The following is a 12,929-nucleotide window of genomic DNA, read 5'->3' as shown; positions in this document are numbered from 1 at the left end:
CAGATGCGGTCCGGTCACCAGTCCACCGGCACGGCGCTCAGTCCGCCCACCAGGAGGCCCTGGACTCGCGGCAGTTCCTCGGCGGGCACCGCCAGCCGCAGGGTGGGCAGCCTGCGCAGCAGGACCTCCAGGGCGACCTGGAGTTCCGTGCGGGCCAGGGCCTGCCCAAGGCACGAGTGCGGCCCGGCGCCGAAGGTCAGATGCGGGTTCGGGGACCGGGTGAGGTCCATCAGGTCGGCGTCGGCGAAGGCCCGCTCGTCCCGGTTGGCGGCGGGCATGCTGCACACGACGGTGGTGCCGCTCGGCAGCAGCTCGCCGTCGATCTCGATGTCCTCGGTGAGGTGCCGCCGCATGCCGAAGCCGAGGTTGGCGTCGAACCGCAGCGACTCCTCCACCGCGGTGCGCACCAGGGAGGGGTCGGCCAGCAGCCGCTCCCACCGGCTGCGGTCGGCGAGCAGCATGGAGACCATCTTGCCGATCATGTTCGCGGTGGTCTCGTGGCCCGCGACCAGCAGGCCCATGCCGGTGGCGACGAGTTCCTGGTCGGTCAGCCCCTGGCCGTCCGGCTCGCTCTCCTTGATCAGCATGCTGAGCAGATCGTCGCCGGGCCGCGCCCGGGTCGCCTCGATGTGGGCGGACATGTACGCGATGAAATCGTCATGCGCCGCCCTGGTGTGCTCGCCGGAGAAGCGGGTGACGTTCAGGAAGGCGTCGGACCAGTGGGAGAAGCGGTCGCGGTCCTCGGCGGGCACGCCCAGGATGTCGCAGATGACGTAGACGGGCAGCGGGAAGCCGAGGCCGGCCTTGAGGTCACCGGGCCGGCCGCGCCGGATCATGTCGTCCACCAGGTGTTCGGCGGTGCGCACCATCCCGGGGCGCAGCGCCGTCATGCGCTTGGCGGTGAAGTACTTGCCGACCTGGCGCCGCCACCGCTGATGGGGCTCGCCGCGGTCCGGCAGGGTCAGCGCGCCGTCGCCGTCGGCCGCGGGGCCGCCCACGCCCTCGGGGGCGATGCGGGCGGCGCCGTCCCCGGCCTTCGGCCGGGTGAAGCGTGCGTCGGTGAGGAGTGCCTTGACGTGGTCGTAGCGGGTCAGGTAGGCCGCCCGGTCGCCGCTGGGGAGTTCGACGGTGGCCACCGGGCACTGCCGGCGCAGCCGCTCCCATGCGGCGGGGGGCTCCAGGGGGCTGTCGGTGGGCAGGGGCAGACGAAGGACCTGGTCGTCGGGGCGCATCTGGTTCTCCTCGTGGGGGGTGGGAGATTCATGGCGGGGGGTGGGGGCGTGGCGCACAGACGCGGATACAGACGCGGATGCGGTTACGCACGGGACGCTACTGTCATCGTGCATCATGCATCAAGTGTGCATGATGCACTCCCCGGTCCTCCTCACATGGCGTGTTTTCACCGTAGGGTGAGCCGACGGTCAGGGGGGACGGAGGAATCGGCGTGGATGCCCGAGAGGCAGCAGAACGCATCGAGCGGGAGTTGCTGATACTGACGCGCCACCGGGACATGCCCTCGCCCCGCGGTGTGCGCGGCGGCGACGAGCTGGACCGCAGCGCGTATGTGCTGCTCAGCAGGCTGGAGGCACAGGGTCCGATGTCCGTGCCGGAGTTCGTCGAGGCCTTCGGGCTCGCCGCGTCGACGTTCACCCGGCAGACCTCCGCCCTGCTGCGGCAGGGGCTGGTGGAGCGGACGCCGGACCCGGCCGGCGGGATGGCCCGCAAGTACCGGATCACCGAGGAGGGGCTGCGGCGGCTGGCCGTACAGCGCGCGGTCATGACCGACGGTCTCGCCCGGGTCGTCGCCGAGTGGGCACCCGAACGCCGGCGGCGCTTCATCGCGGACCTGCGTCAGTTCAACGCGGACATCGAACGACTCACCCACCGCCCGTGGCCCAGAACCGACTCCGCCCGACCCGCCGCCGTCGCCGACGAACTGTCCTGACAGCGGGATTCCGGGTCACCGGACCCGGCGGCTCACCGAGAAGCGGACCAGGTCCGGCCCCACGCGCATGCTGCGCAGGGACCCTCTAGGGTTCCCCCGTGACTGCCTTTACCGATGAAGACGTCCCGGGCCGCCACGGTCTCTCCGCCACCACCGAGGCCGACCCCCGCGGGGTGGGCCGGGTGCGCACCGAGTACGCGCCCGCGCACGACGGCGACCCGGACCCCGGGGAGGTCGTGTGGACCTGGGTGCCGTTCGAGGAGAACGACGGTCGCGGCAAGGACCGGCCGGTGCTGGTCGTGGCCCGCGAGGCGGCCGGCACCCTGCTGGCGGTGCAGCTGTCGAGCAAGCGGCACGACGGCGACCGGGAATGGGTGCCGATCGGCAGCGGGCCGTGGGACCGCTCGGGGCGGGACTCCTGGGTGGACGTGGACCGGGTGCTGCGGCTGCACGAGGAGGGCATGCGCCGGGAGGCGTGCGCCCTGGACCGGATGCGGTTCAACCTGGTGGTGCACCGACTGCGGGAGCGCTACGGCTGGCACTGAGCCGCCCCGAGCACCCGCGCGAAGGCGTTCCGCACCACGGCCTCCGGCGTGCGGCAGGGCGCCCGCGCGCTCCGGCACCGAGCCCCGCACCAACGGGTCGCGGTGGGCGCGGTGGTGCGCATAGAACTCCGGGGCCCGCAGCAGACAGGTGTACAGCGCGGAGGCGCGGCACAGGGCCTCCTCCTGGGCCTGCGCGCCGTTGAGGTATCTGCCACCCGGATGGGGGTACCCCCCTGCTCGAACGACGTTGAGAGCTTGAGGGAGTGCGGAGGCGATTGTCCGGCGGGTGCGCGATCGGCCCCGGCCGCCACGATCTGCTCCGTCTGCCGCGCCGTCGCACGCAGGCGCGCGCTCACGCCGCCACCCCCGTGGGCGTCCTGAACGCGCGCCGTGCGCTCTCCCCCGCCGTGCTCATACCCGCATCGTGGGTGATGCTGGTGCTGCGGTGCAACGGGGTTTCCCCGGGCCCGGGAACGTGCTGGAAACGCCCACGGAAACGGAGGTGACCGATCCGGAACGTCCGGTTGCGCACCCTTGTGTGATTCGCTCCCAGGGTCTTGGGTGGGACGAGTCCCGCCCGGCCTCACCGGAATCCGGGCCGGTGGCATGGTGGAATCTCAGGAGGATCCCGACATGTCGGATGCATCTACCGCTTCGGCGAGCGACTGTACGGCGTCCCGTACCGCCCTCACCGAGGCCGAGGTCGAAGCGCTCGTCCGCGGCATCTGTTTCAAGACGGGCCCGCCGCGCACCCTCGGCGTGGAAGTGGAATGGCTCGTCCACGAGCTGCGCACGCCGCAGCTCCCCGTGACACCCGAACGACTCGAAGCGGCCTACGCCGCACTGCGGTCCGTGCCCCTGAGGTCGGCGCTCACCATCGAGCCCGGCGGCCAGCTGGAGCTGAGTTCGCCGCCCGCCGCCTCGCTGATGGAGTGCATCGGCACCGTCTCCGCCGATCTCGACGCCGTCCGCGCGACCCTGCGCCGCGACGGCCTCCAACTGGTCGGCCTCGGCCACGACCCCTGGCACCCGCCGCGCCGTTTCCTGCGCGAACCCCGCTACGACGCGATGGAGGCATGCCTCGACCGGACGGGTCCGGCCGGCCGACACATGATGTGTGCCTCGGCGTCCGTCCAGGTGTGCCTGGACGCCGGCCACGAGGAGCCCGGACCGCTCGGCCACGGGCGCCGCTGGTGGCTCGCGCATCAGCTGGGCCCGGTCCTGGTGGCCGCGTTCGCCAACTCGCCGCTGACCGGGCGGCGGCCCACCGGCTGGCTCTCCACGCGGCAACTGCTGTGGATGGAGATCGGGCCGGGCCGGGCCGGCGCGCCCCCGCTGCGCGGCGAGCCGCGTGCCGCCTGGGCCCGGCACGTCCTGGACGCGCCGGTGATGTGCGTACGCCGGGACGGTGGCCCGTGGACGGTCCCCGACGGGCTCAGCTTCCGCGACTGGACCCGGTCCGGCACGCCCCGGGCGCCCACCCGGGAGGACCTCGACTACCATCTGACGACCCTGTTCCCGCCGGTCAGACCACGCGGCCACCTGGAGCTGCGCATGATCGACGCGCAGCCCGGCGAGGACGGCTGGATCGTGCCGCTCGCCGTGACGACCGCGCTCTTCGACGACCCGCAGGCCGCCGAGACCGCTTATCGGGCCGTGAAACCCCTGGCCGAACGCTCGCTCGCGCTGCCCGCGCCGCACAACCCGCTGTGGCTGGACGCGGCACGCTCCGGCCTCGGCGACCCAGAACTGCACGAGGCGGCGGTCGGCTGTTTCACGGCGGCCCTTGAGGCCCTGCCCCGGCTCGGCGCCACCACCGAGGTCATGGACGCCGTCGCGGCGTACCACGACCGCTATGTCCGCCGGGGCCGCTGCCCCGCCGACGACCTGCTCGACGCACTGCGCGCCCCGGACGGGCGGACCCGGCTCCGCACGGTGAACGCGCATCCCGCCCATGGGAAGGACTTCCCCGCATGACCGCCCCCGAGATGGACGGCGAGGCCGTCCGCGACCGCGCGCTGGCCTCGCTCACCCGGGCCCGGACCCGCACCACCCTGCTGACCGGCTGTGTCGAGGAGCCCGACCTCGTCGCGCAGCACTCGCCGCTGATGTCCCCGCTGGTGTGGGACCTCGCCCACATCGGCAACCAGGAGGAGCTGTGGCTGCTGCGGGCGGTCGGCGGGCGGGAGGCGATGCGCCCTGAAATAGACAGCCTGTACGACGCCTTCGAGCACCCGCGCGCCGAACGTCCCACGCTGCCGCTGCTGCCGCCCGACGAGGCCCGCCGGTACGCGGCCGAGGTGCGCGGCCACGCCCTCGACCTGCTGGAGAGCACCGTGTTCCGCGGCAGCCGGCTGACCGAGGCGGGCTTCGCGTTCGGGATGATCGCGCAGCACGAACAGCAGCACGACGAGACCATGCTGATCACCCATCAGCTCCGCACGGGGCCAGCGGCCCTGACCGCGCCTGACCCGGCCCCGGCGCCGCCGTTCGACGGACCAGCCGAAGTCCTGGTCCCCGGGGGTCCGTTCACCATGGGCACCTCCACCGAGCCATGGGCGCTGGACAACGAACGACCCGCGCACCGGCGTGAGGTGGCGCCTTTCCACATCGACACCGCCGCGGTGACGAACGCCGCGTACCAGGAGTTCATCGAGGACGGCGGCTACACCGACGAACGCTGGTGGGCACCCGCGGGCTGGGAGCACATCCGCCGGCACGGCATCGTCGCGCCGCTGTTCTGGCACCGCGACGGCGGGCAGTGGCTGCGCCGGCACTTCGGCGTCACCGAGGTCGTACCGCCCGACGAACCGGTGCTGCACGTGTGCTGGTACGAGGCGGACGCGTACGCGCGCTGGGCCGGGCGGCGGCTGCCCACCGAGGCGGAGTGGGAGAAGGCCGCCCGGCACGATCCCGTCCAGGGCCGCTCGACGCGCTACCCGTGGGGCGACGCCGACCCGGCGCCCGAGCACGCCAACCTGGGCCAGCGCCATCTGCGGCCGGCCCCGGCCGGCAGCTGTCCGGCCGGCGCGTCGCCGCTGGGCGTACACCAGTTGATCGGCGACGTCTGGGAGTGGACGGCGAGCGACTTCCTGCCCTACCCGGGCTTCACCGCGTTCCCGTACAAGGAGTACTCGGAGGTGTTCTTCGGGTCCGACCACAAGGTGCTGCGCGGCGGTTCCTTCGCGGTGGACCCGGTGGCCTGCCGGGGCACGTTCCGCAACTGGGACTACCCGATACGGCGGCAGATCTTCGCCGGGTTCCGCACCGCCCGCTCGGGAGACGTCTGATGTGCCGGCACCTGGCCTACTTGGGTCCCGAGGAATCGCTCGGCCGGCTCCTGGTGGACCCGCCGCACGGCCTGTACCGGCAGTCGTGGGCACCGCGAAGGCAGCGGTACGGGACGGTCAACGCCGACGGCTTCGGGGTGGGCTGGTACGCGCCGGGCGACCCGGTGCCCGCCCGCTACCGGCAGGCCGGGCCGATCTGGGCCGATCCGTCCTTCGCCGACCTGGCCCGGGTCGTGCGCACCGGCGCGCTGCTCGCCGCGGTGCGCGACGCCACCCTGCCGGGCGCGGACGGTGCGGCAGCGGCGGCGCCGTTCGCCGGCGACCGCTGGCTGTTCAGCCACAACGGCGCCGTGGCCGGGTGGCCCGCGGCGGCGGCGCCGCTGGTCCCCGGTCTGCCGCCGGTCGAGATGCTGTCGCTTGAGGCGCGCACCGACTCGGCGTTCGTCTGGGCGCTGCTGCTGCACCGGCTGCGCGCGGGCGAGGACCCCGGCCGGGCGCTGGCCGGCACGGTCCGCGAGCTGGCCGAGGCGGCACCGGCCTCGCGGCTCAACCTGCTGCTGACCGACGGCGCCTGCCTGCTGGCCACCGCCTGGGGCGACACCCTCTGGTACCGCACCGGGCCGGGCGGCGGCACCGTCGTCGCCTCCGAGCCGTACGACGACGATCCGCGCTGGCGGGAGGTGCCCGACCGCACCCTGCTCAGGGCGGACCGCGCCGAGGTCCGGCTCAGCTCGCTCAAGGACCCGGCACCCGCCCCTAAGGAGCCTTGCACGTGACTTCCCTGCACGTCACCCGCACCCTCCCGGAGGACGCCACGGACGCGGCGCTGCGCGCCGACGTCCGCCGCGGCCTGACCGACAGCCCCAAGACGCTGCCGCCGAAGTGGTTCTACGACGCGCGGGGCAGCGAGCTGTTCGAGCGGATCACCGAACTGCCCGAGTACTACCCGACGCGCGCCGAGCGGGAGATCCTGCTCGCCCGGGCCGACGAGATCGCCGCCGCGACCCGGGCCCGCACCCTGGTCGAACTGGGCTCGGGTTCCTCGGACAAGACCCGGCATCTGATGGACGCCCTCACCGCCCTGCGCGTCTACGTCCCCGTGGACGTCAGCGAGAGCGCGCTCGTCGGGGCCGGCCAGGCCCTCGTCGAGGAACGGCCGGGGCTCGCCGTGCACGCCCTGATCGCGGACTTCACGGCCGGGCTTGGCCTGCCGCGGACGCCCGGCCCGAGGCTGCTGGCCTTCCTCGGCGGCACGATCGGCAATCTGCTGCCGGCCGAACGGGCCGTCTTCCTGGCCTCGGTGCGGCGTCTGCTGTCGCCGGGCGACGCCCTGCTCCTCGGCACGGACCTGGTCAAGGACGAGCGGACCCTGGTCCGGGCGTACGACGACGCGGCCGGGGTGACGGCCGCGTTCGACAAGAACGTGCTGGCCGTCGTCAACCGCGAGTTGGGCGCCGACTTCGACCCTGACGCGTTCGACCACGTGGCGCTGTGGGACGCGGAGAACGAGTGGATCGAGATGCGGCTGCGTGCCCGCACGGCCCAGACGGTGAAGGTCCCCGCGCTGGACCTCGCCGTGGACTTCGCGGCGGGCGAGGAACTGCGCACCGAGGTGTCGGCGAAGTTCCGCGAGGCCGGGGTGACCGCGGAACTGGCCGTCGCGGGACTGGAGTTGACCCACTGGTGGACCGACACGGAGGGCCGCTTCGCGTTGTCGCTGAGCACAGCACGCTGAGACGGCGAGCGGTGGGACGGTGCGGCGACCTCACCCGAGGCCCGGGGCAAGCGCCTCCGTGATCCGTTCGGAGGCGCGGCGGGCCTCGGTCTGCGGGTCCGCGCCGCCCAGCACCCGGGTCATGTACTCCTTGATCGGGTTGTCGGCCTCGACCGCGGTCCACTGCGGTGTGCTGGGGGTCGCCCGGCCGTGTGCGGCGCCGGCCGCCATGGCGGCGACCCCCTCCGCGCCGTCGACCGCGCTCGCCAGGGTCGTCTTGTTGGGCACGTAGTTCATGGTGCGGGCCAGTTCGGTGTTCCACTTGGCGCCGGTGAGCGCGGCGACGACGGCCACGGCCCCGTCCTGGTCGTCGGTGTTCTGCGGCACGATCAGGTCGGAGCCCCCGGTGAACACCGACCCGGGCCGGTCGGCGGTCCGGCCGGGCATCGGGAAGTAGCCCAGCTTGCCCTTGAGTTCGGGGTTCTGCTGGAGGATGGACTGGGTGAGCCCGGGCACGGCCACGATCTGCGCCACCTTGCCGTCCGCGAACACGCCGGCCTGCGGCGGGTGTTCCTCGTCGGCGTCGACGGGGCCCGCCCCGAGCGCCTGGAGCCGGCGGTAGAAGTCCATGCCGCGCAGCGCGTCCGGGGTGTCCAGGGTGCCCTGCCACAGGCCGTCCGTCTCCTCGGCGAGTTCCCCGCCCTCCTCCCAGATGAAGCCGGCGAGCGTGTACCAGTCCTGGCCGGCGAGGTAAATGCCCTGGTTGCCGTCCGAGTTGAGCTGCTCGGTGTCCGCGAGCCACTCGTCGCGGGTCCTGGGCGGCCGGTTGATGCCGGCCTGCTCGAACAGGTCCTTGCGATAGATGACGACGCGGTTGGCGGCGTACCAGGGGATGCCGAACTGGCGGGAGCCGTCCTGGCCGGGTTCGGCGAGGCCGGGCAACCAGTGGCGCTTGTCCCAGTCGCGCATCGACTCCAGCGACAGGTCGGTCAGCCGGCCGCCCTCGACGTACTGCGAGACCTGGGTGTTGCCGACCTCGATGACGTCGGGGCCCGTACCGGAGTCCGCCCTGAGCGCCTTGTGCACCTTGTCGACGATTCCGGTCCATTCCTGGATGCGGAATTCGACGCGGATGTCCTCGTGGTCGCGCTCGAAGTCCTCGCTGAAGCGGTCCAGGAACTTCTGCGAGGCACTTCCCTTCATCAGCCACACGGTGACCGTGTGGCGCTCGCTGCCGCCCGGCAGCATGCCGCAGCCGACGGCGAGGAAGGCGGACGCACAGCAGAGGGCGAGCAGACGGCGTCGCGCCGGAACCTGTCTCACGAGGGGTCCTGTTCTGTCTGACGGACAGGGGGAAGGGGCCCGACGTGGGGGGACGAGCGGTGGCTCGTACGGGTGTGCCGATTTTGGTATGGACCAATGCGAGGGTCAAGTCCGACCCGGAGGAACGGATGCGACGCCTCGCGCCCAACCGCCGCATACGGCACGGTGGAGTGACGCGTGCCACACCGGCCGCGGGGCACGCGTCGCGCAGCCAGGGCCGAGAGGAGCACGCATGTCCCACCACACCTACCGGGTCACCGAGATCGTCGGCACCTCGCACGAAGGCGTCGACCAGCGGCGAAGAATGCGTCCCAGTCGCGCGGCCTGCCCTCCAGAAACCGCTGCCGGTGCGCGGTGTCGGCGAGCGTGTTGTCAAGATCGAACACGGCCACCGGCCGCCCACTCCTGTCCGTCATCCGCCCCACCTTAGCCAGCCTGCGGACCGAGTGCGGTTGCTCGCGCCCCTTCAGGGGCGCGGGGAACTGCGCGAGCAACCACAACCCACCCGCACACCCCAACGGCCCTGGCGTGATCCGACCCTCGGGGCTCAGGGGCGCGGGGAACTGCGCGAGCAACCACACACAACCGGCACCCCCCGACGGCGCTGGAGTGATCCGGCGCCGCGGGCTCAGGGGCGCGGGGAACTGCGCAAACAGCCACAACCCACCCGCACACCCCAACGACGCTCAAGCCACCCGCTGCCGACGGCCAAGGCCGGCGCCGGCCAAACGTCGCCGGCTCCGCGCCGACGGTGCTGGCCGCGGCCGTGGCCGCCGCGACCCGCACGATCCGGGTCGGCACCGGCGGTGTGATGCTGCCCAACCACCAACCCCTGGTCGTCGCCGAGCAGTTCGGCGTCCTGGAGTCGCTGTTTCCGGGGCGGATCGACATGGGCCTCGGCCGCTCCGTGGGCTTCACCGACGGGGTCCGCAAGGCCCTCGGGCGTGACAAGGACGCCGCCGAGGACTTCGCGGCGCAACTCGGCGAGCTGCTCGGCTGGTTCCGCGGCGGCTCACCTACCGGGGCGCACGCCCGCCCGGCGGAGGGGCTGCGCGTGCCGCCGTTCGTGCTCGCCATGGGCGAGGGTGCCGGCATCGCGGCCCGTGCCGGGCTGCCCCTGGTCATCGGCGATCTGCGCGGCCGCGAGCGGATGCTGCGCGGCATCGACGCGTACCGGACCGGCTTTCGGCCCTCGCCGTGGGCGTCGCGGCCCTACGTCGTGATCTCGGGCACGATCGCGGTGGCCGGCACCGAGGCGGCGGCGCGGCGGCTCCTCGTCCCGGAGGCCTGGTCCATGGCGTACTCCCGCACGCACGGCACCTTCCCTCCGCTGCTCCCGGCCGAGGCCGTGGCGGCCCGCGCCATGACCGCGAAGGAACGCGGCTGTTACGAGTCCGCCCTGGCCGGCCACATCGCCGGCACCGAGGACCGGGTCGAGCACGAACTGGAGACGGTGCTCAAGGAGACGGGGGCCGACGAGGTCCTGGTCACGACCAGCACCTACGACCGTGCGGCCCTGCTCGACTCCTACCGGCGCCTGGCCCGGATCGTGCGCCCCGCGACCGCGCCCGCGTGATCTCCGGCGCGGCCGTCAGCCCTGCATGGCCGCCGGCTTGTCGGCGCGGACCGTCACCGAGCCGTCGGCCACGTCCACCACGGCCCGGTCGCCCGGGGCCAGCCCGCCGGACAGCAGCAGGTCGGCGAGCCGGTCGTCGACCTCGCGCTGGATGGTGCGGCGCAGCGGGCGGGCCCCGAAGTCCGGCTGATGACCGATGTTCGCGAGCAGCGCGGCGGCCTCGTCCGTGACCTCCAGGCCGACCTCCTGCGCATGCAGCCGGCGCCGGGTGTGCTCAAGGAGCAGGTCGACGATCTGCCGCAGCTGGGCGCGGTCCAGGCCGCGGAAGACGATGATCTCGTCGATGCGGTTCAGGAACTCCGGCCGGAAGTGCTGGTGCAGGACCGGCATCACCGACTCGCGGACCTTCGCGTAGTCCTCGACGCCGGCGGCCAGGATCCGGTCGGCGCCGATGTTCGACGTCATGATGACGACCGTGTTCTTGAAATCGACCGTGCGCCCCTGGGAGTCGGTCAGCCGGCCGTCGTCCAGCAACTGAAGCAGCGTGTTGAAGACGTCCGGGTGCGCCTTCTCGACCTCGTCCAGCAGCAGCACCGCGTACGGCTGTCTGCGCACCGCCTCGGTGAGCTGGCCGGCCTCCTCGTGGCCGACGTATCCGGGCGGGGCGCCGACCAGCCGGGAAACGGTGTGCCGCTCCTGGAACTCGCTCATGTCGAGGCGGATCATGCGGTTGTCGTCGCCGAAGAGTGCGGCGGCCAGGGCGCGTGCCAGCTCGGTCTTGCCGACGCCGGTCGGGCCCAGGAACAGGAAGCTGCCCACGGGCCGGTTCGGGTCGCTCATGCCCGCGCGGGCCCGCCGGACGGCGCGCGCGACGGCGGTGATCGCCTCGTCCTGGCCGACGACCCGCTCGTGCAGGTGCTCCTCCAGCCGCATCAGCCGCTCCCGTTCCTCCTCGGTGAGCTGGGCCACGGGGATGCCGGTGGTGCGGGAGACGACCTCGGCGATGTCCTCGGCGGTGACCTCGGGGGTCCGCTCCTGCGCCTTGGCGGCCTCGGCCAGCCCGGTCTCGGCTTCCTTGATCCGGTCGCGCAGTTCCTTGGCGCGCTCGTACTCCTCGTCGGCGACCGCCTGGTCCTTCTCCCGGTTGAGCGCGGCGATCCGGTCCTCGACGTCCCGGGTGTCGGCGAGCGGAGTCCTCGCGCGCAGCCGCACCCGGGCGGCGGCCTGGTCCATCAGGTCGATCGCCTTGTCGGGCAGGAACCGGGAGGTGATGTACCGGTCGGACAGCTCGGCCGCCGCCACGACCGCCTCGTCGGTGATACGCACCTGGTGGTGGGCCTCGTAGCGGTCCCGCAGGCCGTGCAGGATCTCGACGGTGTCGTCCACGGTGGGCTCGCCGACCAGGATCGGCGCGAAGCGGCGCTCCAGGGCGGCGTCCTTCTCGATGTGCCTGCGGTACTCGTCCACCGTGGTCGCGCCGATCAGATGCAGCTCGCCGCGGGCCAGGGCGGGTTTGAGCATGTTGCCCGCGTCCAGGGCGCCCTCGCCGCCTGAGCCGGCCCCGACGACGGTGTGCAACTCGTCGAGGAACAGCACGAGTTCGTCGCCGTGCTCGCCGACCTCGTCGAGCAGCTTCTTCAGCCGCTCCTCGAACTCGCCGCGGTACTTGGTCCCGGCCACCAGGCCGGCCAGGTCCAGGGAGACCAGCCGCTTGTCCTTGAGGGTCTGGGGCACGTCCCCGGCGGCGATGCGCTGGGCGATCCCCTCCACGATGGCGGTCTTGCCGACGCCGGGGTCGCCGATGAGGACCGGGTTGTTCTTGCTGCGCCGCGACAGCACCTCGATGGTCTGCTCGACCTCGTCGTCGCGGCCGATCACCGGGTCGAGGCGGCCCGCCCGGGCGTCCTCGGTGAGGTCACGGCCGTACTCGTCCAGGGTCGGCGTGTTGCTGGGCCTGCGCCGCTCGGCGACGCTCTCCGCGGGCATCCGGGTCGGCTCCCAGCCGCTCTCCGCCAGCACCCGGCCGGCCGCCGACTCCGGGTTCGCGGCGAGCGCCCGCAGCAGGTGCTCGGGGCCGATGTACGAGGCGCCCTCGGCGCGCGAGAGCCGGTAGGCGTCGAGCAGGGCGCGCTTGGCCGCCGGGGTCAGGGTGGCGGGCTCGCTCTTCTCGCCGCTGCCCGCGGCGGTGCCGAGCCGTTCCCGGACGCCGTCGGGGTCCGCGCCGGCCTCGCTGATCAGGCGCCGGGTCGAATCGTGCTCGGTGGCGGCGGCCAGCAGATGCCGGGCGTCCAGGTCCTCGCTGCCCTCCGCCGCGGCGATGTCCCGCGCCTGAGCGACCAGCTCGCGGCCCCGCTCCGACAGCAGGCTGCCGATGTCGACCCGCTGGACCCGCCGGGCGGGCGCGGCCCGACCGGTCCCGCCGAAGAAGCGGGACATCAACTCGTCGAATTCCTCGAAGGGGCTGCGTCCGAATCCGAATCCGGGAGTAGTCATCCTCGCGGGCCTTTCTGCGGCGGCAGGCATACCTACGTCCAAA

General features: G+C 73.0%; 9 protein-coding genes and 3 pseudogenes. 8 read left to right on the top strand and 4 right to left on the bottom strand.

The features are described 5' to 3' along the window. Positions 1–14 precede the first annotated feature (14 nt). The gene (locus ACFYTE_RS04005; RefSeq protein WP_388704537.1) at positions 15–1,232 is read right to left on the bottom strand and encodes a cytochrome P450; all 1,218 of its coding nucleotides are present in this window, start codon (positions 1,230–1,232) and stop codon (positions 15–17) included. A gap of 212 nt (positions 1,233–1,444) precedes the next feature. On the opposite strand from ACFYTE_RS04005, the gene ACFYTE_RS04000 reads away from it, so the two are divergent. Continuing rightward, positions 1,445–1,945 (top strand): MarR family winged helix-turn-helix transcriptional regulator, encoded by a 501-nt coding sequence (locus ACFYTE_RS04000; protein WP_388704534.1) that lies wholly within the window; start codon positions 1,445–1,447, stop codon positions 1,943–1,945. A 98-nt stretch (positions 1,946–2,043) separates the two neighbouring features. Beyond that, on the top strand, positions 2,044–2,490 hold the full coding sequence (locus ACFYTE_RS03995) for a type II toxin-antitoxin system PemK/MazF family toxin (RefSeq protein ID WP_388704532.1): 447 nt from the start codon (positions 2,044–2,046) through the stop codon (positions 2,488–2,490). A gap of 93 nt (positions 2,491–2,583) precedes the next feature. Here the strand turns inward: ACFYTE_RS03995 and ACFYTE_RS03990 are convergent. Continuing rightward, positions 2,584–2,846 (bottom strand): annotated as a pseudogene (locus ACFYTE_RS03990) (TIGR02452 family protein); the annotation flags it as partial. A gap of 277 nt (positions 2,847–3,123) precedes the next feature. Here ACFYTE_RS03990 and egtA point away from each other — a divergent pair. The 4 genes from egtA to egtD are packed head-to-tail and all read left to right on the top strand — an operon-like array spanning position 3,124 to position 7,515. Beyond that, on the top strand, positions 3,124–4,467 hold the full coding sequence (egtA, locus tag ACFYTE_RS03985) for an ergothioneine biosynthesis glutamate--cysteine ligase EgtA (RefSeq protein ID WP_388704529.1): 1,344 nt from the start codon (positions 3,124–3,126) through the stop codon (positions 4,465–4,467). Further along, positions 4,464–5,780: an ergothioneine biosynthesis protein EgtB gene (gene egtB / locus ACFYTE_RS03980; RefSeq protein WP_388704526.1), complete on the top strand. Its 1,317-nt coding sequence runs from the start codon at positions 4,464–4,466 to the stop codon at positions 5,778–5,780. The genes egtA and egtB overlap by 4 nt, the downstream gene beginning before the upstream one ends. After that, on the top strand, positions 5,780–6,556 hold the full coding sequence (egtC, locus tag ACFYTE_RS03975) for an ergothioneine biosynthesis protein EgtC (RefSeq protein WP_388704524.1): 777 nt from the start codon (positions 5,780–5,782) through the stop codon (positions 6,554–6,556). The genes egtB and egtC overlap by 1 nt, the downstream gene beginning before the upstream one ends. Continuing rightward, positions 6,553–7,515, top strand: a complete 963-nt coding sequence (egtD, locus tag ACFYTE_RS03970) for an L-histidine N(alpha)-methyltransferase (RefSeq protein ID WP_388704521.1) — start codon at positions 6,553–6,555, stop codon at positions 7,513–7,515. The genes egtC and egtD overlap by 4 nt, the downstream gene beginning before the upstream one ends. Positions 7,516–7,545: 30 nt before the next feature. On the opposite strand, the gene ACFYTE_RS03965 is transcribed toward egtD, so the two are convergent. Next, positions 7,546–8,742 carry an extracellular solute-binding protein gene (locus ACFYTE_RS03965; protein WP_388705164.1) on the bottom strand — a complete coding sequence of 399 codons (1,197 nt, stop codon included), beginning with the start codon at positions 8,740–8,742 and terminating at the stop codon, positions 7,546–7,548. 307 nt (positions 8,743–9,049) lie between these two features. On the opposite strand from ACFYTE_RS03965, the pseudogene ACFYTE_RS03960 reads away from it, so the two are divergent. Together ACFYTE_RS03960 and ACFYTE_RS03955 are read left to right on the top strand one after the other, a co-directional pair. Next, a pseudogene (locus tag ACFYTE_RS03960) lies at positions 9,050–9,142 on the top strand (dodecin family protein); the annotation flags it as partial. Positions 9,143–9,541: 399 nt separating this feature from the next. Continuing rightward, positions 9,542–10,393, top strand: a pseudogene (locus ACFYTE_RS03955) (MsnO8 family LLM class oxidoreductase); the annotation flags it as partial. Between the two features lie 15 nt (positions 10,394–10,408). On the opposite strand, the gene ACFYTE_RS03950 reads toward ACFYTE_RS03955, so the two are convergent. Beyond that, positions 10,409–12,886 (bottom strand): ATP-dependent Clp protease ATP-binding subunit, encoded by a 2,478-nt coding sequence (locus ACFYTE_RS03950; RefSeq protein ID WP_388704519.1) that lies wholly within the window; start codon positions 12,884–12,886, stop codon positions 10,409–10,411. Positions 12,887–12,929: the final 43 nt, after the last annotated feature.

This window comes from Streptomyces sp. NPDC004629 (genome assembly GCF_042873595.1).
Lineage (GTDB): Bacteria > Actinomycetota > Actinomycetes > Streptomycetales > Streptomycetaceae > Streptomyces.
This window is presented reverse-complemented; position numbering and strand designations above follow the sequence as displayed.

Bases quoted from the DNA above. Each gene is read 5' to 3' on its own strand.
- ACFYTE_RS04005 (WP_388704537.1), bottom strand. From the start codon at position 1,232: ATGCGCCCCGACGACCAGGTCCTTCGTCTGCCCCTGCCCACCGACAGC.
- egtA (WP_388704529.1), top strand. From the start codon at position 3,124: ATGTCGGATGCATCTACCGCTTCGGCGAGCGACTGTACGGCGTCCCGT.
- egtB (WP_388704526.1), top strand. From the start codon at position 4,464: ATGACCGCCCCCGAGATGGACGGCGAGGCCGTCCGCGACCGCGCGCTG.
- egtC (WP_388704524.1), top strand. From the start codon at position 5,780: ATGTGCCGGCACCTGGCCTACTTGGGTCCCGAGGAATCGCTCGGCCGG.
- ACFYTE_RS03965 (WP_388705164.1), bottom strand. From the start codon at position 8,742: ATGCTGCCGGGCGGCAGCGAGCGCCACACGGTCACCGTGTGGCTGATG.
- ACFYTE_RS03950 (WP_388704519.1), bottom strand. From the start codon at position 12,886: ATGACTACTCCCGGATTCGGATTCGGACGCAGCCCCTTCGAGGAATTC.